This is a genomic window from Acinetobacter sp. NBRC 110496 (genome assembly GCF_000876115.1).
GTDB lineage: Bacteria > Pseudomonadota > Gammaproteobacteria > Pseudomonadales > Moraxellaceae > Acinetobacter.
In genome coordinates this window covers 46,554-66,765 of record NZ_BBTF01000011.1, presented here as the reverse complement: position 1 = coordinate 66,765, position 20,212 = coordinate 46,554, and the positions used below count along the sequence as shown (strand labels likewise).

Here is a 20,212-nt window from a genome sequence, read left to right as displayed (position 1 = left end):
AGATCAGCTAAATACTACAAAGTTGAAAGCTGGACACGAACCTGCATGAGTGCAAAACCAAGTAAGTTTAACCCCTGCCATTGGCTGGGATCTTGGATCTGCTGGTGATCTTGTGCCAAACCAATTCCCCAAACCTTATCAACAGGCGATGCTTCAACCAAAATACGATCATGTGTGGCAAGTAAGAAATCGCTTAATTCTGGATATTGTGAGAATTTGGCCAAATTTGCCTGTACCACGATTTCAAAACGTTTTTGCTGCCACAGTTGTTCATCATAGTGTTGTACTTTACGACCGAGCTGTTTTGCTTCATTTGGATGTGTGACCTTCAAAATCCGATCAAATATCTCATCATCATTAAAGAGTTTAGCTTTTTGCGCCATCATATAATGTTCAGCCGTGAGATATTCAACGCCATCCTGTTTAAATGGCGATGGAAACCACTGACTAAAACAACTTTTATCCACATGATTGTTTTGCTTTGGGGTATGTCCCCAGAAATATAAATATTTAAATTGACGCCCTTGTTGGACGTGTTGAATTAAATCATTTAAAAATTGTTCGTCTTGCATCATCTATCTCTGATTATTATCTATTATTGAAAATCCAATACCCTAAAAATAAAAAAGACCGCTAAAAAGCGGCCTTCTTTGAATCTCTAAGCTTATGCAGCTAATGCGCCTTTAGCTTTTTCAGCTAAAGCAGCAAATGCAATTGCATCATGCATAGCGATGTCAGCTAATACGCGACGGTCGATGATCACTTGAGCTTTTTTCAAGCCATCGATCATACGGCTGTATGACAAACCGTTTTGACGAGCACCAGCATTGATACGCGCAATCCATAAAGCACGGAATTGACGTTTCTTTTGACGGCGGTCACGGTAAGCGTATTGACCAGCTTTGATTACCGCTTGGAACGCTACGCGATAAACGCGTGAACGAGCACCATAGTAACCTTTAGCGCGAGCAAGAATTTTTTTGTGACGGCGATGAGCCACTACACCACGTTTTACACGAGCCATTTATAATCTCCTTAGATGTATGGGCACATAGCACGAACTGATGCAACGTCACTTACGTGAACCATTACACAACCGCGCAATTGACGGATACGCTTAGCAGATTTTTTGGTCAAAATGTGGCGCTTGAATGCTTGTTTGCGCTTGAAACCGTTTGCAGTCGCTTTAAAGCGTTTAGCTGCACCACGGCGAGTTTTTAACTTAGCCATAGTAACCTCTTTTGGGCACCTGTTCGGCACGTTTGCACTATTGCAAATCAACCTGCAGGTAAGGAAGGCAGTATCATATAGTATCTCTACTCAAAACAAAAGCAAAATGCTCATTTTTTGACAGAAATAGCGCTGTTTTCAGCAAACGTTATTTCCCATAATTAATTCTCAAACGATGAGAAACATGCACAAAATCAGCGCCTATAATAAATACAAATTGTTAAATCTCTATCCATATGAATATACAGAATGACGCTTTCGCCGCCTTGCGCTATCGGGATTTCTCTATCGTCACCCTCAATCAATTTTGCTTAACGCTGGCGATCTTGATTCAGGAAATTATCGTGGCGTATTCACTCTATCAAATCACGCGTGACCCACTTACGCTGGGTTTCATTGGTCTGGCCGAAGCGATTCCCTTCATCACCCTGTCCTTATGGGGGGGATATTTTGCCGATAAGCTGAATAAGCAAAGCATTATGAAAGTCTGTTTATTCTTTTCCATTCCTTTGCCTTTGGTGCTTTGGGGCTTATTCCATTTATATGGTTTAGAAAAAATTGGCATTAGCACGCTGTCTTGGGGTATCTATGCCGTCATCTTTGCCTTAGGCACCATTCGGGGATTTTACAATCCATCTGCGACCTCACTGAAACCTTTTTTGATTCCACGTGAACTGTATGCCAATGGTGCCACTTGGACCACGATTGGCTGGCAAAGTGGTGTCATTATTGGGCCAATGTTAGGTGGTTTTATGCTGGCCGTTCTTGGCCGAGAAAACAGTCTCTTTGCCGTATCGATCTTATTGGCGGTCTGTTTTATTTTGATTAATTGCTTACAGAATCGTACTTTCCCCAAAATGGAAACTGAGAATGTCCTACAAAGCCTGACCGATGGTTTCCGCTTTATCTGGAAAACCAAGATTGTTCTGTGGGCTATTTCACTGGATCTCGTTTCCGTTCTATTTGGTGGCGTGATTGCCCTTTTGCCGATTTTTGCTGAAGAAATTTTAAAGGTGGGTCCTGAAGGTCTTGGCTATTTACGTGCTGCGCCATCGATTGGTGCACTAATCACCATGATCGTGCTGACCAAGTTCCCGCCAATGCATCATGCATGGCGCAATATGCTATTGGCCGTCGCGGGCTTTGGTCTTTTTACCATTCTGTTCGCCTTCTCGAACAATATGTGGCTGTCCCTCTTTGCTTTGGCCATGACCGGTGCTTGTGACAGTGTTTCGGTCGTGGTTCGTCAAACTGTATTGCAAATTTTCCCACCGGAAAATATGCGAGGCCGTGTCGCAGCAGTAAACGGCATGTTTGTATCTTCAAGCAATGAACTCGGTGCTTTTGAATCAGGTCTCGCAGCTAAATATCTTGGCACCATCACCGCAACCATTCTTGGCGGTTGTATCACACTGGCGGTGGTGAGTTACTGCTGGTTTAAAACCAGTGACTTATTCAAAGTTGACATCACCAAAGGCAATAATCAATAAACTGAAAGGGAAAGCATCACATCTTTCCCTTTTTTAAAAGATTCCTAAATAGAGTGCGTATAAGGTGAGATATCGCCCACCTTTGGCAATGGTGACAATTAACAAGAATCGCCAAAAGTTTTCTTTCATCAACCCAGCAATCAAGGTAATGGGATCACCAATCACGGGCGTCCAACTCAGTAGCAATGAATAAAAGCCATATTTATGATAAATCTGTTGTGCTTGTAGCAACCGTTGCTCTGAAACAGGAAACCATTTCTTATCTTTAAAATGTTCAATTTTCAGTCCAAGCCACCAATTCACACAGGAACCCAAGACATTACCAATGGTCGCAACTAAAATTAGATAAAAAGGATTTGAAAGTCCTTGTACCAACAACGCCATTAATACCGCTTCAGACTGTAACGGTAATAAGGTCGCAGCGCCAAAGGCTGAGAGAAATAATAAAAAATAGGACATCAATTTAAAGGGATCACTCAATATCAATCAAAGCATAGCAGCCTACCGCACTATAATCTGTAATTATTGAGTCTGTGCCAGTTTTTCCCAACTAGCATGTAGTTGCTCATCGCTGATATTCATTTGAAAAGAGGTCTTAATGGTGCATTCAAATTCATCAAAATTAGTTAACTCTTTTTTATTTGAGCCACCTTTGCCATGCGTTCTTAAGACCTGATCTTTTAACGTGATCCGCATTTCGCTATTAGCAGTAGATAACATTAAATGCTGGGTAAACAAGGATTCAGGCGAGGTCGAAATATACCAATTGGCAACCAAGGCATCCGCATCTGCAATTTGCTGTGTCGGATTAATTGCATAGACATTCACCCACTGATCCTGAAGGCAGACTTGCAGCATATATTTCATCTCGGTTAATACCGAATGATCCAAACCACTCTGCTCGACATCTACCCATCTAAAGGGTTCTAATGGTGTTTGCTGTGTTTCACCAATTTGATCAAGAGACAAGGTCGTAGTTGGCGTCATCCCGCCAAATCCTGGATCATATAAGAACAATTGCTGATTGATACGAACCACTGTGACCAAATGCGTGCGTACAGGCGTAGTGATCGGCGAGCTTTGATAATAGACCCGACCGAGTACATTATAAGCCTCATAGCCTAGTTCAGTGAGTACAACTCTGGTCAAGCTACTCTGCTCTAAACAATAGCCTTCACGTCCATCAAGCAATAATTTCTGAGCAAGTTGATTGGGTTCTAAGGAGACCTCCTCTTCAAGAAAAGAGGAAAAATTGCCAAAAGGAATGGTTTGCACATGCAGGTTTAACAAGGTCTTAAGATGATCCAAGGTCGGTAAAAATTCGCCTTTAAAACCAAGCTTTTTTAAATAAAGGGCGGATATTTGAGTTTGCATGATACGTTATCTTTTTTGAACTTAAAACATCGTAGCTTGAACATGCGTAGAGCAGATGAAAAATTACACAATTATAAAACTGCCCTGCTGACAGCCATAAAGATACGGTTTTGCCAAAGATTAATTTTCGCTTTTTTAGATCGAATAGAAAAATACATAACTGAAAAAATGAATAGAAAAAGAAATAAGAGCCAAACAGTAAGATCAGACCTGACCATTTTTTGTTATCACATAAGCTGTATTTCACCCGTAGAGACTGCTGCCCAGTCAATAGACACGGTAAGATCAAGATAAATGTATAACACTAGATATACATTTAAAAATCCAACAAACACCGCTGTACTTAAATATAAGTTTCCAGTTTCAAGCTGCAACCAAGCAAAAAGTGTAGAAAATAAGAGCCCTAAAACAGTAATAAAAGCAAATACCAAAACCACTAAATGACTCTCTGAATAGAGCTTTTGCAACTGAGCACAAAGGATTGCTGTGAGCAACAACAATCCCATCGCAATCACCCAATGTTTGAAATAGAACGCCATCCAGCCTTTTGATTCAGGCTCATCCCACTTTGATCGATAAGGCTTTTTGTATCGCAGGACGAGCTGTAAGACGTTCAATGTAGTCTTTCACATAAGGATAGTCCTCAAGTTGAATACCTTGCCACTCGTAACGTAATGCCCAAGGCAAGATTGCCATATCGGCAATGGAGTATTCACCTGCCACAAATTTTTGCCCAATCAATTGCTTATTTAAAACAGTGTACAGGCGTTTGGTTTCATTAATATATCGCTCAATGGCATAAGGAATCCGTTCGGGTGCAAATTTATTGAAATGATGATTTTGTCCCAGCATTGGACCAAAACCGCCCATTTGCCACATCAACCATTGTTCCACCTCAACACGCTCTTGTTCATCTGTTGGATAGAACAGGCCGGTTTTTCGACCTAAATATTGTAAGATCGCACCAGACTCAAACACTGAAATCGGCTCGCCTCGTGGGCCATTTTGATCAACAATGGCTGGAATTTTATTATTTGGAGAGATTCTGAGAAAATCAGGTTGAAACTGATCGTTTTCTAAAATATTAATTGGGAAAATCTGATAGTCGAGTCCCATTTCCTCTAAGGCAATTGTTATTTTATGCCCATTGGGTGTCCCCCAATAATATAAGTCAATCATTTATATTGTCCTGTTCATCATTATCTTGACTGTTTTTTGCGTTATAGCACACTTTCGACTTACTGATCAGCAAATAAGCACGAAAAGAAACAATAAAGCCGTGTTTTCAAAGACAATGTTTGGAAATTTAAACTTGGCTTTGCAAAAACTCCTTGGCCTTTTCACCGACAAATTTACGACCTGCATTGCTGCCATTGATCCATTCATCAACAGAAAATAAATCAAACATACCGACTTTGAATAAGGTGGGTACAGCCAAGGTTAACTCTTCTTCCACAGTGCCGCGAACGCCTGCATTATAGAGATTAATATTATGCAGCATAGTGGCAACTGTCCCTGTTTGAACACGACTGCCATCTTTAAGTTTAACCTGAGGCAGAACCTCGCCATCTTGTACTACTTTTTGATTAATTTCAGAAAGTTGTTCAGTACCGGTGATTATAGACATGTATTTTTCCTATTTTGAAATAGTGTAATTATCCGGCAATGCAAGCCTTGTCTGTTTTCATTATACCAAATGATGCTTAACATTTTTTTAATAAAACAACCTATGATTTTAGACATAAAAAAGCACCGCCTATTGCGGTGCTTTTTCTAAGAAAAAATTACTTTTTCTTTTTCGGACCAAGCAACATGCCCATCTGACGGCCTTCCATCTTCGGCGCTTGTTCAACAACACCAAACTCAGCAACGTCAGCTTCAATTTTTTGTAATTGAGCTAAACCAAGCTGTTGGTGTGCCATCTCACGACCACGGAAACGCAAAGTGATTTTCACCTTATTTCCTTCTTCAAGGAAACGTAAAATTGCACGCAATTTTACTTGGTAATCACCTACGTCCGTCGCTGGACGTAACTTGATTTCTTTCACTTGCACTTGATGCTGTTTTTTCTTCGCATCTTTTTGCTTCTGTTTCAAGTCAAATAAGTGCTTGTTGTAGTCCATGATCTTACAAACAGGAGGTTCTGCATTTGCCACAATCTCAACAAGGTCAAGATTAGCTTCTTCTGCAGCACGCAATGCTTCATTTAATGAAACAACACCTTTTTGTTCCCCATCTGCAGCGACGAGGCGTACTTCTTTCGCACGGATCTCATCGTTAATTGCAGGACGGTTACTTTTAGCACCTTGTTGTTGGTTACGGTCAGGCTGTTTAATCTTTATTACTCCACGATGTACCGGCCACGTTCGGCAACGGCAGATTTCACTAAGTCAATAAATGCATCTACTGACATAGTACCTAAATTTTTTCCTGAGCGAGTACGCACATTAACTGTACCTTCTTCAACTTCCCGATCACCAAGAACCAGAAGGTAAGGAATACGCTCTAGGGTACGCTCACGAATCTTAAATCCGATCTTTTCATTTCTCAAGTCAGAAATAGCACGAAGACCATTTTCTTTGAGTTTTGCGACCACTTGTTCACTTGCTTCCGCTTGTGAATCGGTAATATTCATCACACAAGCTTGGATTGGTGCAAGCCAAGGTGGCATGAACCCCGCATAGTGTTCAATTAGTATACCAATAAAACGCTCGAAACTGCCAAGAATTGCACGATGCAACATGACTGGCTGATCACGATCATTGTCTTCAGTGACATAAGACGCGTCTAAACGGATTGGCAAGTTGAAGTCACACTGGATTGTACCGCACTGCCAGATACGGCCTAAACAGTCTTTCAATGAGAATTCAATTTTCGGGCCATAGAATGCGCCTTCACCTGGTTGCAAGTCCCAAGCCAAGCCTGCATCATCCAAAGCATCCGCCAAAGATTTTTCAGCCAAGTCCCAAAGTGCATCATCCCCCACACGTTTTTCTGGACGTGTAGACAATTTCATCTGTACTTCTTCAAAGCCGAAGTCTTTATAAACATCTAAAGTCAGTTTAATAAAGTCAGCCACTTCTTTACCAATCTGTTCTTTGGTACAGAAAATGTGCGCATCATCTTGAGTAAAGCCACGAACACGCATAATGCCATGTAAAGAACCTGATGGCTCATTACGGTGACAAGAACCAAACTCCGCCAAGCGAATTGGTAAATCACGGTAAGATTTCAAACCTTGGTTAAACACTTGCACGTGACATGGGCAGTTCATTGGCTTCACTGCATAGTTACGACTTTCAGAGTGAGTCGTAAACATATTTTCAGCATAGTTTGCCGCATGTCCAGACTTTTCCCACAAGGTGAAGTCTACAATTTGTGGTGTCTTGATTTCTTGGTAACCATTGTCTTGCTGAACTTTACGCATGTATTGTTCAAGCACTTGGTAAATAGTCCAGCCGTTCGGATGCCAGAACACCATACCCGGTGCTTCTTCTTGCATATGGAACAGGTCTAAAGCTTTACCAATTTTCCGGTGGTCACGCTTTTCAGCTTCTTCAATACGTTTGATATAAGCAGCTAACTGCTTTTTGTCCGCCCAAGCAGTCCCATAAATACGCTGTAGCTGTTCATTCTTCGCATCACCACGCCAGTAAGCACCAGAGATTTTAGTGAGTTTGAATGATTTTAAGAATTTAGTGTTGGGTACGTGCGGACCACGGCACATATCCAAATAATCTTGATGGTAGTACAAGCCCATTTGTGTTTCGTTCGGCATGTCTGCAATCAAGCGTAATTTGTATTCTTCGCCACGTGCTGTGAATTCTGCAATCACTTCATCACGTGGAGTCATCTTTTTGATGACATCATAATCTTGGTCGATGAGCTTTTTCATGCGCTCTTCAACTGCAGCCATATCATCCAAAGTAAATGGACGTGGCATCCAGATGTCGTAGTAGAAACCTTCTTCGATCACAGGACCGATCACCATTTTCGCTTCTGGGAACAATTGCTTAACCGCATGTCCAACCAAGTGCGCACATGAGTGACGAATGATTTCTAAACCTTCTTCATCTTTAGGGGTAATAATCTGAACTGTTGCATCTTCTGTGATTAAATCACAAGCATCCACCAAGCGATCATTGATACGGCCAGCAACTGTATTTTTTGCAAGACCCGGACCAATGCTTTGAGCAAGTTCCATCACGGAAATCGGATGATCAAACTGTTTCTGATCACCATTTGGTAAAGTAATGATTGGCATAATAAAATCCTTAAGGAGTGATGCCCTATACGAAGGAGCATATCACCGCGAGATTATGTATTGAGGCGTAGCCTCAAAAGATAAAAAACGGCGGATAAAAAAGTATCCAAGATTTTACACGGGTTTAGCTGTGGATGAAACCTCTGAACTAGAAAAACCCAAGATCAGTCTAGATTCATCTCCGACTAAAGCCTAAATGCTTTAGACTCGATGACAGAATAGTTTAGTTATAAATGAAAAGAACAGAAAGGAAACAATACACATGGTCAGTGCATATGATGAATTACCAAAGACCCCCGCCAATTTTGTGGCCTTGTCTCCGCTACGTTATTTAGAGCGCGCAGCTTACATTTATCCACAGCAAGCGGCGATTATTCATGCTGATCGTCACATTACTTGGCAACAGACGTATCAGCGTTGTCGGCAATTTGCACACCAATTAATACGTTTGGGCATCCAAAAGAACGACACCGTTTCTGTGCTCTTACCCAACATCCCCGCCATGATTGAAGCACATTTTGCTGTACCCATGGCAGGTGCCGTATTGAATACCTTAAACACCCGCCTCGATGCCAAATCCATTGCCTTTATGCTTGAACATGCAGAAGCCAAAGTCCTGCTGGTTGATCCCGAGTTTCGCCAAGTTGCAGCAGAAGTACTCACGCTGATCCCTCAAGACATCATCGTGATTGATGTCTTTGATGCTGAGTTTGACGGGGAACAGATTGCGCTTGGACAGTATGAATATGAGTCATGGCTCGCTCAAGGCGACCCTGAATTTGAATGGCTATTACCACAAGATGAATGGGATGCGATTAGTCTCAACTATACGTCTGGTACCACAGGCAATCCTAAAGGTGTGGTTTATCACCATCGTGGCGCTTATCTGAATGCGGCCAGTAATATCTTGGCTTGTGGCATGAAACCTCGTGCTACATACCTTTGGACCTTACCACTATTTCATTGCAATGGTTGGTGCTTTGCCTGGTCAATTGCCGCCAGTGGTGGCACCAATATATGTTTGCGTCGCGTCGATCCAACCCTGATTTTTAAATATATTGCAGCACATAAAGTCGATTATTTCTGTGGTGCGCCGATAGTATTGTCCATGCTGATCAACACGCCAAACGAACAGAGAACTGCTTTTGAGCATCACGTCGAAGTCATGGTGGCTGGTGCTGCACCACCTGTAGCGATCATTGAGGGCATGCACAATATTGGCATTAACGTCAATCATGTCTATGGCTTGACTGAGACCTACGGCCCTTCAGCCTTATGTGCTTCCCAAGCAGGTTGGAGTGATTTATCCATTCAGGAACAGGCGCAACTCCACTCTCGTCAAGGCGTGCCTTATCCGCTACAGGATAGTATGCGGGTACTTGATCCAGAAACCATGCAACCTGTTCCCAATGATGGACAAACCATGGGCGAAATCATGTTCCGCGGCAATATCGTCATGAAAGGCTATTTAAAGAATCCGCAAGCCACAGCAGAGGCCTTTAAAGGAGGATGGTTTCATACAGGTGATTTAGCCGTGAGCCATGCGGATGGTTATGCCAAAATTACTGATCGCTCCAAAGATATTATTATTTCAGGTGGCGAAAATATTTCATCACTCGAAGTCGAAGATGTGCTTTACCGCCACCCAGCAGTACTTACAGCAGCAGTCGTTGCTAAACCGGATGCGCGCTGGCAAGAAGTACCTTGTGCTTTCATTGAACTGAAACAGGGTACATCCGCCTCTGCCGAAGAGCTCATTGCGCATTGCCAGCAAGAACTGGCTCGCTTCAAAGTTCCCAAAGATGTGGTAATTACTGAGATTCCCAAGACTGCGACAGGAAAATTGCAGAAATTTATTTTAAGGGAATGGGCAAAGGAACGGGCGGCAAGTGAGTTTAGAAATTAAGTTCTCCCATAAAAAAAAGAAGTTTCCTAGGAAACTTCTTTTTGACTTGATCTTTACTGCTCAGATAACAACGCCACCTGTTGCACATAGTTTACAAATTTGCGTTTTGACGCCTCTAACTCTTCTTCACTGACTTGCTGTTTGATATCACGATGGATACGCAAAACATGCTGACGCAAGGTATGTCGTTCAGAGGCATTAAATACTTTACTAAATTCATTAATGATTGGATCACCTTGATCAATCATACGATCAACCCAACGCATCAACTGCATTTGTTTTTTCGCGCCTTGCTGCGGAGTGAGATAAGACAAAATTGTGGTTTCATCTTCATTGCGCAATAACTTACCAACACGTTGGAACTGACGACGACGTGCTTCAAATGAACTGATCTTTTGCACTTCAAGCAATGCATCAATTAAACGTTCATCGACAGGAAGTTTTTGAATCTGCTTTGGGTTCAATTGAGCCAATTGCTCTCCCAAAGCGGCCATGCGCTGGACTGCTTTTTTTTGCTCAGTTCGACTCGCACGCCCATCTAATGACTCAAAATCTTCATCGGTATAACGTTGGGGACCACGTGCCACTATTACTCTGCCTCATAAAATTTTGCTGCGAACAGCGTTTGAATTTCTTCCAGTGCCTTGTCTTCATCGGCACCTTCGATCACCAGTCTTAATGTAGTGCCCTTACCCGCACCCAACATCAACAATGACATAATATTTTTTGCATCAACCAACTTATCGCCCTTACCAATTTGAATCGAAGCACGAAACTTGGTCGTCACTTCAATCAGTTTACCAGATGCGCGCGCGTGTAAGCCAAGTTTGTTAATTACATCAATTGTTGTGTCTATCATGACCAGTGCTTCATTTCTCTATGTAAGATTTGGACAGCCCATTTTGCCTCAAGGGCTTGTTTGAGTCTATCCACGATATAAACTGAACGATGCTGACCACCGGTACATCCCACTGAAATGGTCATGTAATGGCGATGCCCTTCTGCAAAAGCAGGTAACCATTTCTCTAGAAAAGCATAAATATCTTCAAACATCTCATTGGTTTGTTGACTGCCTTCCAAAAAGCGGCGCACAGGTTCATCTAAACCTGAAAAACGGCGTAATTCTAAATCCCAATGTGGATTAGGTAAATGTCGTACGTCAAAAACATAATCTGCATCCAGTGGAATGCCATGCTTATAACCAAAGGACTGCAAAATGACGATCAAATTATCGGATTGTCCAAGCTTGGACAATAAAATATGTTTTAAATCATGAACACTTTTATCGGTGGTATCAATATGTACTGTGGAGCGGAATTGTATCGGAATTAAAAGCTGTTTCTCTTCCTGAATACATTGCAGCAGACTATTAAAGCGGTTTGCCAGAGGATGAGGTCGACGAGATGCGCTAAAACGTGCAATCAAATCCTGATCCTGTGTGGTCAGATAAATAATATCGACTATACCATGTCGTTGTAATTGCTGAAAAACATGATCAAACTCTTGCATATCGGCACGGGTACTTCGAATATCGACCCCAAGAGCCAGTTGCTCCAGATTATTTTCATGATCAAGTTTGGCTACAATTTCAGGCAATAACGCCAAAGGTAAATTATCTATACAATAATAGCCCAAGTCTTCAAGCACTTGTAAAGCCGAAGATTTCCCTGAACCAGATTGACCTGTGACGATAAGAATACGCTTCATGGCGTTTTGCCCTTCATTTTTATGTTTTAAAGTCGATTTGTAAGTTATCAATCAACCGGGTTGAACCAAGCTTGGCTGCAATAAATAACACCAAATTCTGGTCAAACTGTTGAATTGGTTGCAAGTTAGTTTGGCGAGCTTCTACATAATCCACAACAAAACCTGCTTGTGTCAATTGAGTAGAGATATTTTCTAACACCTGTGACAACGCCTGCCCTTCATGCAATTGCTGCTCAGCGCCTTTAAGCAATTGGTAAATCGTTGGTGCCACAGCGCGTTGCTGTTCGGTCAGATAACCATTTCGCGAGCTTAAAGCAAGTCCATCTTCAGCACGGACTATCGGCACACCAATCACTTCCAGTGGCATATTCAAATCTTGTACCAACTGGCGAATCACCGCCAATTGCTGATAGTCTTTTTGCCCAAAGAAGGCAAAATCTGGCTGTACAATATTGAATAACTTGGTCACCACAACCGCAACGCCATCAAAATGACCTGGGCGCGATTTTCCACACAGATCATCCGTGATTTGACCGACACTGATATTGGTCAAACGTGGTTGTGTACCATACATTTGCTCAACCGTTGGGGCAAAAATAATATCGCAGCCGACATCCGCCAATAGACGACTATCTTGCTCTAAAGTACGTGGATAACTCTCAAAATCTTCACCAGCACCAAACTGAATTGGATTGACGAAAATACTCACCACCACGACATCGCACAGTTTTTTTGCTTCACGCACCAAAGTCAAATGACCTTCGTGCAAGTTTCCCATAGTTGGTACGAAACCAATCAATTTTTTTGAACTGCGCGCAGGTGCCAATGATGCGGTTAAGCCTTGTATTGTTGTTTCAGTTTTCATGAATTAAAGCTCAACTTGGAAAGTATGTTCCTTGGCTGGGAACGACTGGTCTTGAACTGCAGCATGATACGATTTAAATGCATCCACAATCGCGGTTTCACCAGCCTGTTCTTTCATGAAGTTGCGAACAAAACGTGCCACACGACCAAAAGTCAAACCAAGCATGTCCTGTACCACGAGCACTTGACCATCGGTTTCATTGCCCGCACCAATTCCGATCACTGGCGTATTCGGGAATAATTCAGCAATTTCTTTGCCCAATTGAGCTGGAACACATTCAAGCAATAATACCGCAGCACCTGCATCAACTACTGCTTGGCAATCTGCAATCAACTGATCTGCTGCTTCACGTGTTCTTGCTTGTAGCTTATAACCACCAAACACATGTACAGATTGAGGAGTTAATCCCAAGTGAACGCAGACCGGAATACCATTACGGGTTAACACAGTCACCAATTCGCTGAGCCAAGCTCCACCTTCGATTTTGACCATTTGTGCACCGACTTGCATCACGGTCTTAGCATTTTTCAAGCCATCCTCAAGTGTGGCATAGCTCATAAATGGCAAATCAGTCATAATCAAGGCATGCGCATTTCCACGGCGTACAGCAGCGGTATGATATGCCATATCTTCAACGGTGACAGGAAGCGTAGAGTCTCTGCCTTGAATTGCCATTCCTAGAGAATCACCGATTAAAATCGTATCAATTTCAGCCAATTCCATAGCTTTCGCCATACTTGCATCGTAACAAGTCAGGCATGAGAACTTGCGTCCTTCGGCTTTAAACTTTCTTAAGTCACTTAGACTAATCATGATGATGTCCTCTACAGGCGTTTCCAGAACGAAACAGTCTTAAGCGGTTGCCCAAGACTGATCTGCTATTACAGTCAAGTCAGCTTGCTGCACCAGTTCTAAATCTTTTAATGAATGACCATTCAGTTGTAAATGGGCATCTAAATCCAATAAGGGAAGAATCACAAAATCACGTTGTAATAGACCCGTATGTGGGACAGTTAAACGTTCATTTTGAATCTGTTCCTGACCATAAATCAGTAGATCCAGATCAAGGGTACGCTCTCCCCAACGTCGTAAACGAATACGTCCTGCCTCTTGCTCAAATTGTTGTAATTGATCTAATAAGGCAAGTGGTTCAAGTGTTGTATCCAGTTGAACAACGGCGTTTAAAAAGTTGGGCTGATCCTGTGGTCCCATCGGCGGACTTTGATAGAGCCGCGATATCTGTACAGCCCCCAAAGTGGCGAGCTTTGCAACCGCTTCTCTCAGAATTTGTTGCGAATCGCCTAAGTTACTGCCCAGACCAATATAGCTGCGAATACTCATTGGGTCGGCCCGAAAACCACTTGACTGAGATCACGTTGAACGCGCTTACGCTTGAGAATTGGGTGATCGGCATTGACTTGCCCAGAACCCGCTGTCGCTTTTTCAATAAAACGACTGGATGACTCATCCGCTCTGACACGCTCTTTCTTGGCACGGCGACTTCTTGGCTCAGGCACATTGACCAAAGGCTCAATTTCAGTCGACTTCGGCTCATCCACCTCAACTGCTTTACGACGTGTCTTACTACGTTGACGGTTGTATTGACGAATCACAGCTTCTTTTTGGTCTGTGGTCATTTCTTGGTAGGCTTCCCACCAAATGCCCATACCTTCCGTACTGCTATCACCTGATTTCTCACGTAACAACAAGAAGTCAAAGCCTGCACGGAATCGCGCATGTCCTGCCAAGGCTTCAATCTGCTGAGGTTTAGGATTGAGCAAGCGAGTTTGCATTTCCCATACTTCACGAATAAAAGTTTCGGCAAAACGAGGAATAATGGTACGCGTCGCTTGACGTTTCAGCACATCCAAACCGGCTTGCGCACGTGCTTCCGCAGGCACAACCCCTTTGTTTAAATAGAAGTCACAACGCTCCAAGAAAGGTTTCCATAACAACACAGCATAGAAAAATGCAGGATTGATGGTTTTACCAATTTGGATCCGTTGATCGGTATTGCGCGCCGCACGCTCAATAAAAGCGGTCAAATTCGGTGGAATTTCAGCAAACAATTGTTTCCAGACACCAAACTCAATCAACATTGGTAATACACGGGTCAGGTGTCCCATGGTGAATAGCTTTTGCGACTCATCATATAAACGATGAGGTGAGACATCACGCAATAATTGCGTCATCTCGGCATCAAACACATCAAGAATCGATTGATCAATCTGAAAGTTGAGCTTTGCAGCAAAGCGTAAAGCACGCAACATCCGCACAGGATCTTCTTCAAAACGCTGAGCAGGTTCCCCAAGGAAACGTAAAGTACGGCTATTGATATCATCCACTGCATGGCAGAAATCAAGCACAACCGCTTTACGTGGTTGATAATACAAAGTATTGATCGAAAAATCTCGACGAGCAAAGTCTTGCTCGATCGTTCCCCAGTTATTATCACGAAGAATCATTCCAGATGCACTGGTGACTGCTTTTTTCGGTGGGGCACGGAAGGTCGCAACTTCAATCAGCTCGCGACCGGAATATACATGTGCTAACTCAAAACGCCGTCCGATAATTCGGCAACGTCGACCAAAAACCTCTTTTACTTGGGCTGGTGTAGCATTGGTAACCGCATCAAAATCCTTTGGATTAAGACCTAACATCATGTCTCGAACACCCCCACCCACAATATATGCCTCATAGCCGGCTTTAGTCAGACTATCGATGACATCTAAAATTGAGGAAGGAAGTTGAGCTGTGGACAAACCACATTTTGACGCACGCAAAGTTTGCAAAAGACACTGTCTCCTACGTCAGGACGTAAATAACAATTTGTCGCTAATCATAGCTCTAACACACACAAAGGGCAATTTATTCTGTTGGAAGTTTCAACAGTTCAGTCTGCCTAATCAATCAATTTTACCATTTCAAACTTATAGCATCAGCTTTGACTTATTTTTCTCAAGTAATTTTGGCCCAATGCCTTTGATATTCATCAACTCATCCACGGTTTTAAAGCCGCCATTTTTTTGACGATACTCTACAATGGCTTGGGCTTTTTTCTCGCCCACACCATTTAACATTTGTAGTTGCTGTAAGTTGGCTTGATTTAAGCTAATTTTATCACCCTGAATATTGCCCGATGATGAAACCTGCTTCGGAAGCTGCTGAGTTGGACGAGATAAATAGTAATTATTATCGGCTTGTCTTGCCAATTGCTGATCACGTGCCTGCTGCTGTGCCTTCCACTGTTGATAAGATTGGTCAAACTGCTGTGCCTTGAGATGTGATATACACCCCAGGCACAAGATCATCAATAAAAAAACTTATGTTTGCTGCGTGATTGCGGCAATCTCATGACTGCTCTCCTGAGCTTTTAATTGTCGTTTTGCCTGCTCCCAAAGCTCATCCATCTCGGCCAAGCTCATGTCTTGCAAGTCTTTCTGTTGTCGCTGTGCCTGCTGCTCAATAAAAGCAAAACGGCTTCTAAATTTATGGATGGTTGCCAGCAGCGCGGTCTCACTTGACACGCCCAGCTTCCGTCCCACATTGATTAAAGAAAATAAACAATCACCAAACTCTTCGTGGATATCCTCGGCACACTGGCTTTTCATCGCCTGCTGCAATTCTCCCAGTTCCTCATCCAACTTTGCATAAGCATCTGCAACCGTTTCAAAATCAAAACCGAGCTGAGCTGCTTTTTTTTGAATTTCATGTGCCTGTACCAATGCCGGTGCATGCTTAACTTCATCTAATCGGGATACTACTTTACCCTGTTTTTCTTGTTGTTTGATTTGTTTCCACAATTCACCGACCTGCTCGGAATCCAAATTTTGATATTTTTCAGCCTGAAAGACATGCGGATGACGTCGAATTAATTTTTCACTAATCGCTTCCACCACATCCTGAAAGTTGAATAATCCTTTTTCATCAAACATTTGGGATTGAAAAACTACTTGCAACAGTAAGTCGCCAAGTTCATTGCGGATTTCATCCACTTCGCCCGAGCGAATTGCAGCCTCAACCTCATATGCCTCTTCAATGGCATATCGTGTCAAACTTTCTGGTGTTTGTTGTTGATCCCATGGACACTTCTGTCTTAACTCTTGCATAATTGCCAATAACTTTTCCATGATGATCTCCAAACTAGATATAGCCAAATGGTTGCAGCTTAAACAAGCTTATGTCTAATATAGACGCACGCAAAAAATATCAATATAAAGCAAGGGAACGCAATGCAATATAGTGTTTTTATTAGTGGCGCCGCACAAGGAATTGGCGCTGAAATTGCCCGTCTTTTTCATCAAAAAGGCTTTAAAGTAGGCATCTATGACATCAATGAAGCGCAGGCACAGGCTTTAGCTACAGAACTTGGAGCACATGCCAAAGCAGGTTATCTCGATGTCAGTCATTACGACCAATGGCAAACTGCCTTGCAAGAGTTTAAACGCTGGGCGGGTGAACTGAATGTTTTAGTCAATAATGCAGGCATTCTGTATTCAGGCGCATTTGAAAATACCCCCATCCAATCACATCACCGTACCTTTGATATTAATGTGAAAGGCGTTGCTAACGGCTGCCATGCTGCCCTGATACATCTGCAACAAGCCAGCTTTGCTCGCATTATTAACCTTTCTTCAGCCTCTGCGATTTATGGCCAAGCCGACTTGGCCTCTTATTCTGCTAGCAAATTTGCTGTGCGCGGTTTAACTGAAGCCTTAGATGTAGAATGGCAAAAATACAATATTCGTGTCTTGGATGTGATGCCGCTCTTTGTGCAAACCAATATGGTCAAAGATATGGATGCTGGCAGCATTCAACATATTGGTGTGGATCTCACCCCTGCCGATGTGGCAAAACAGGTACTGCATTTGGCGCAACACAAAGACCATGCCTTGCTTCCAACCCATACCCCTGTCGGGATCAAAACCAAACTCATGTATCAGTTATCCAGCATGAGCCCACAGTTCCTAAACCGACTCACCAATCTCTTTTTAGCGAAGCGCTAAAAATAAAAAAGCTGCATCGAAATGCAGCTTTTTTATTTTTATGATCTAGCTTCCTTGAACCAACCGTCTGGCACTGATAATCCCAGGTTGCTGCTCTAAACGAGCCAACAAACGTGACAACTGTGCCAAACCTTTGACTTCAATCAATAACTTCATGTTGGCAATACCATCTGCCTCAGAAATGGTATTGACCTGACGAATATTGATTTGGTCTGAGAAAATCACCTGTGTCAGATCTTTGAGTAAACCACGACGATCATAGGCTTCCACCACGATCTGCACACTCTGGCCACGTGTCGGTTGCATTTCCCAATCGGCTTCAACCGCACGTTCAGGCTCTTGTGTGGTCATGCGCAAGTAATCCGGACACGCGACCTTATGAATGCTGACCCCACGATTCAAGGTGATATATCCGCCAATCGATTCACCATGGACAGGCTGACAACATTGCGCAATATGCAACTCCACATTGTCCAACCCATCAATCAAGATCCCATGCGCCGATAAGGTATGGCTGGCACGTGGATTCAAGGCTGGCTTTAACACCAGCTCTGGTTCATCCTGATCCAGATGCATCTGACGATTCACTTGATTCATCAGGGCATGCAGACTGATATCACCACTGACCAAAGCCACTAAAATATCATCACCTGATTTCAGGTTAAAATGCGATGAATAGTCTTTTAAATCAATACTTTTTGGGTGAATCGCTAACCGTGCCAGCTCTTTATTGAGTAACTCCCGTCCAACTTCAACGTTCTTGCTGCGATCCTGCTGTCTAAACCAATGCCGCAACTTGTCACGCGCACGCGCGGTCTTGATATAACCCAGCGAGTTCACCAACCAGTCACGGTTCGGCTCACGATCTTTCTTGGTTAAAATTTCAACCTGCTCACCCGTTTTCAGGGTATAGGTTAATGGCACATAACGCTGGTTGACACGTGCTGCATAACACTTGTTCCCCACTTCGGTATGTACATGGTAAGCAAAGTCTAAAACAGTTGAACCACGCGGTAATTCTTTAATATCCCCGTCACGGCTAAACACATAGATCTTTTCAAAATTCTCAAAATCCTGAATCTGATCAATGCCATTCGACTCTTCATCTTCAGCATGGGGTGTGGTTTCCGTCCGCTCTTGATAATGCTCAAGCACCGCACGGAGAGAATGTAAACGATCATTGAAGGAATGATCGGTATTCTTGGCACCTTCTTTATAGTTAAAGTGCGAACACACACCCAACTCTGCTTCGTTATGCATCTCAAAGGTACGAATTTGTACTTCCAGAGATTTATTCTCAGCAATCACTGCGGTATGCAATGAGCGATAACCATTGGCTTTCGGATTAGTAACATAGTCATCAAACTGATTCGGAATGTGACGCCATAACTGATGTACGATGCCTAAGGCGTGATAACAATCTGGAACACTCTTGACCAAGACACGCACAGCACGAATATCATACAGCTGATCGAAGCTGAGGTTTTTGCTTTTCATTTTTCGATAAATCGAATAAATGTGCTTCACCCGCCCCGTGATTTCAGCCTGAATATCATAACTGGCCAATTCCGTTTTCAATTTATCAATTACAAACTGAATATATTGCTCACGCTCTAAACGCTTTTCATTGAGTAGAGAGGCAATTTCTTTATAACGTTCAGGCGCCAAATAGCGGAAGGCAAGATCTTCCAGCTCCCACTTCAGTTGGGCAATCCCCAAACGATGGGCCAGTGGGGAGTAAATCGTAAGAATTTCACGTGCGACACGTTCCTGACGCTCTTTGCTTGCGGTCGCCAACTCACGTAAAGCGTAGGTTCGTTCTGCCAGTTTAATTAATACAACCCGCACGTCTTCCGTCACTGAAATCAGCATTTTATAAATGCCGTTTAAATGTTCCCGCTGGTTATTATTAAAATGATCTTCTAAGCGTTTATTTTTTTCAATCAACTCAGACAGCTTACCCATTGCAAGTGTGCCTTGAACCAGGCTCAAGACTTGCTCGCCAAACTGTTGCTGGATATCTTCTAGAGTAATCAGTCCCTCACGCACGCTACGATATAACACTGCCGCTGAAAGCGTGTCTTCGTCAACATGCAGATGCGCCAGAATATCCGCCATACCAATCCCGGTACTAAAGGTATTGATACGATGATTGTCCGTCGCTTGTAATTCTTTTGCTAAGGTTAGCTCCGCAACTTGTTGAAGTTGTTTTAGCTCTGCCCCATCCAAAATATCACGCACTCGGTCTAGCCAAGACACTAGACTACTTTGCGCTTCAGCGGCATGTTCTCCAGTCGCTTCCTCAGACAACTCTTGGAGTCGTCCAGGTAACTGCTCACGTACTGTGACCATACCATTCTCCTCTGGATA

The 20,212-nt window shown here is 43.0% G+C and carries 22 protein-coding genes and 1 pseudogene; 3 read left to right on the top strand and 20 right to left on the bottom strand.

What is annotated here, in order from left to right:
- Nucleotides 1-14: 14 nt before the first annotated feature.
- The 3 genes from Aba26S_RS07890 to rpmI form a co-directional block, all read right to left on the bottom strand.
- Nucleotides 15-572: an NADAR family protein gene (locus Aba26S_RS07890; RefSeq protein WP_043971218.1), complete on the bottom strand. Its 558-nt coding sequence runs from the start codon at nucleotides 570-572 to the stop codon at nucleotides 15-17.
- A gap of 92 nt (nucleotides 573-664) precedes the next feature.
- The gene (rplT, locus tag Aba26S_RS07885) at nucleotides 665-1,024 is read right to left on the bottom strand and encodes a 50S ribosomal protein L20 (RefSeq protein WP_004655655.1); all 360 of its coding nucleotides are present in this window, start codon (nucleotides 1,022-1,024) and stop codon (nucleotides 665-667) included.
- Between the two features lie 11 nt (nucleotides 1,025-1,035).
- A complete protein-coding gene (rpmI, locus tag Aba26S_RS07880) occupies nucleotides 1,036-1,230 on the bottom strand; it encodes a 50S ribosomal protein L35 (protein WP_004637967.1) in 195 nt (64 codons plus the stop codon).
- A 236-nt stretch (nucleotides 1,231-1,466) separates the two neighbouring features.
- Here rpmI and Aba26S_RS07875 point away from each other — a divergent pair, with 236 nt between their 5' ends.
- Complete coding sequence (locus Aba26S_RS07875; protein WP_043971187.1) at nucleotides 1,467-2,720, top strand: MFS transporter; 1,254 nt, start codon at nucleotides 1,467-1,469, stop codon at nucleotides 2,718-2,720.
- Between the two features lie 33 nt (nucleotides 2,721-2,753).
- On the opposite strand, the gene Aba26S_RS07870 is transcribed toward Aba26S_RS07875, so the two are convergent.
- The 7 genes and pseudogenes from Aba26S_RS07870 to thrS all read right to left on the bottom strand — a co-directional run bounded on the left by Aba26S_RS07870 (nucleotide 2,754) and on the right by thrS (nucleotide 8,358).
- A complete protein-coding gene (locus Aba26S_RS07870; RefSeq protein WP_005239627.1) occupies nucleotides 2,754-3,179 on the bottom strand; it encodes a YqaA family protein in 426 nt (141 codons plus the stop codon).
- A gap of 63 nt (nucleotides 3,180-3,242) precedes the next feature.
- On the bottom strand, nucleotides 3,243-4,094 hold the full coding sequence (locus tag Aba26S_RS07865; RefSeq protein WP_043971185.1) for an arylamine N-acetyltransferase: 852 nt from the start codon (nucleotides 4,092-4,094) through the stop codon (nucleotides 3,243-3,245).
- A gap of 71 nt (nucleotides 4,095-4,165) precedes the next feature.
- Nucleotides 4,166-4,633, bottom strand: a pseudogene (locus Aba26S_RS07860) (hypothetical protein).
- A 19-nt stretch (nucleotides 4,634-4,652) separates the two neighbouring features.
- Nucleotides 4,653-5,273, bottom strand: coding sequence for a glutathione S-transferase N-terminal domain-containing protein (locus tag Aba26S_RS07855; RefSeq protein WP_005239641.1), 621 nt, complete (start codon nucleotides 5,271-5,273; stop codon nucleotides 4,653-4,655).
- Between the two features lie 127 nt (nucleotides 5,274-5,400).
- Nucleotides 5,401-5,721, bottom strand: a complete 321-nt coding sequence (locus tag Aba26S_RS07850) for a hypothetical protein (protein ID WP_043971183.1) — start codon at nucleotides 5,719-5,721, stop codon at nucleotides 5,401-5,403.
- A 157-nt stretch (nucleotides 5,722-5,878) separates the two neighbouring features.
- Complete coding sequence (gene infC, locus Aba26S_RS07845; RefSeq protein ID WP_079281829.1) at nucleotides 5,879-6,430, bottom strand: translation initiation factor IF-3; 552 nt, start codon at nucleotides 6,428-6,430, stop codon at nucleotides 5,879-5,881.
- 5 nt (nucleotides 6,431-6,435) lie between these two features.
- Entirely contained in the window at nucleotides 6,436-8,358 is a 1,923-nt protein-coding gene (gene thrS, locus Aba26S_RS07840; RefSeq protein ID WP_005239645.1) for a threonine--tRNA ligase, read from the bottom strand.
- Between the two features lie 262 nt (nucleotides 8,359-8,620).
- Between thrS and Aba26S_RS07835 the strand changes: the two genes are divergently transcribed.
- The gene (locus tag Aba26S_RS07835) at nucleotides 8,621-10,264 is read left to right on the top strand and encodes an acyl-CoA synthetase (protein ID WP_005239646.1); all 1,644 of its coding nucleotides are present in this window, start codon (nucleotides 8,621-8,623) and stop codon (nucleotides 10,262-10,264) included.
- A 53-nt stretch (nucleotides 10,265-10,317) separates the two neighbouring features.
- Here the strand turns inward: Aba26S_RS07835 and yjgA are convergent, their stop codons facing one another.
- The 9 genes from yjgA to mazG all read right to left on the bottom strand — a co-directional run bounded on the left by yjgA (nucleotide 10,318) and on the right by mazG (nucleotide 16,966).
- On the bottom strand, nucleotides 10,318-10,851 hold the full coding sequence (gene yjgA, locus Aba26S_RS07830) for a ribosome biogenesis factor YjgA (protein ID WP_005239647.1): 534 nt from the start codon (nucleotides 10,849-10,851) through the stop codon (nucleotides 10,318-10,320).
- Between the two features lie 2 nt (nucleotides 10,852-10,853).
- Nucleotides 10,854-11,123 (bottom strand): HPr family phosphocarrier protein, encoded by a 270-nt coding sequence (locus tag Aba26S_RS07825; protein WP_004655677.1) that lies wholly within the window; start codon nucleotides 11,121-11,123, stop codon nucleotides 10,854-10,856.
- On the bottom strand, nucleotides 11,120-11,971 hold the full coding sequence (rapZ, locus tag Aba26S_RS07820) for an RNase adapter RapZ (protein WP_005239648.1): 852 nt from the start codon (nucleotides 11,969-11,971) through the stop codon (nucleotides 11,120-11,122). Before rapZ ends, Aba26S_RS07825 begins: the two co-directional genes overlap by 4 nt.
- A gap of 19 nt (nucleotides 11,972-11,990) precedes the next feature.
- The gene (gene panC / locus Aba26S_RS07815; protein ID WP_005239649.1) at nucleotides 11,991-12,836 is read right to left on the bottom strand and encodes a pantoate--beta-alanine ligase; all 846 of its coding nucleotides are present in this window, start codon (nucleotides 12,834-12,836) and stop codon (nucleotides 11,991-11,993) included.
- Between the two features lie 3 nt (nucleotides 12,837-12,839).
- Nucleotides 12,840-13,649 (bottom strand): 3-methyl-2-oxobutanoate hydroxymethyltransferase, encoded by an 810-nt coding sequence (gene panB, locus Aba26S_RS07810; protein ID WP_004655682.1) that lies wholly within the window; start codon nucleotides 13,647-13,649, stop codon nucleotides 12,840-12,842.
- A gap of 39 nt (nucleotides 13,650-13,688) precedes the next feature.
- The gene (gene folK / locus Aba26S_RS07805; RefSeq protein ID WP_043971180.1) at nucleotides 13,689-14,177 is read right to left on the bottom strand and encodes a 2-amino-4-hydroxy-6-hydroxymethyldihydropteridine diphosphokinase; all 489 of its coding nucleotides are present in this window, start codon (nucleotides 14,175-14,177) and stop codon (nucleotides 13,689-13,691) included.
- Nucleotides 14,174-15,628: a polynucleotide adenylyltransferase PcnB gene (gene pcnB, locus Aba26S_RS07800; RefSeq protein ID WP_005239651.1), complete on the bottom strand. Its 1,455-nt coding sequence runs from the start codon at nucleotides 15,626-15,628 to the stop codon at nucleotides 14,174-14,176. The genes folK and pcnB overlap by 4 nt, the downstream gene beginning before the upstream one ends.
- Before the next feature lie 138 nt (nucleotides 15,629-15,766).
- Nucleotides 15,767-16,147 (bottom strand): ComEA family DNA-binding protein, encoded by a 381-nt coding sequence (locus Aba26S_RS07795; RefSeq protein ID WP_043971178.1) that lies wholly within the window; start codon nucleotides 16,145-16,147, stop codon nucleotides 15,767-15,769.
- A 12-nt stretch (nucleotides 16,148-16,159) separates the two neighbouring features.
- Nucleotides 16,160-16,966: a nucleoside triphosphate pyrophosphohydrolase gene (mazG, locus tag Aba26S_RS07790; RefSeq protein WP_005239653.1), complete on the bottom strand. Its 807-nt coding sequence runs from the start codon at nucleotides 16,964-16,966 to the stop codon at nucleotides 16,160-16,162.
- A gap of 102 nt (nucleotides 16,967-17,068) precedes the next feature.
- On the opposite strand from mazG, the gene Aba26S_RS07785 reads away from it, so the two are divergent.
- Nucleotides 17,069-17,842: an SDR family oxidoreductase gene (locus tag Aba26S_RS07785; protein ID WP_005239654.1), complete on the top strand. Its 774-nt coding sequence runs from the start codon at nucleotides 17,069-17,071 to the stop codon at nucleotides 17,840-17,842.
- A gap of 45 nt (nucleotides 17,843-17,887) precedes the next feature.
- Here Aba26S_RS07785 and Aba26S_RS07780 read toward each other — a convergent pair whose 3' ends face one another.
- A complete protein-coding gene (locus Aba26S_RS07780) occupies nucleotides 17,888-20,194 on the bottom strand; it encodes a bifunctional (p)ppGpp synthetase/guanosine-3',5'-bis(diphosphate) 3'-pyrophosphohydrolase (RefSeq protein WP_005239655.1) in 2,307 nt (768 codons plus the stop codon).
- Nucleotides 20,195-20,212 lie beyond the last annotated feature (18 nt).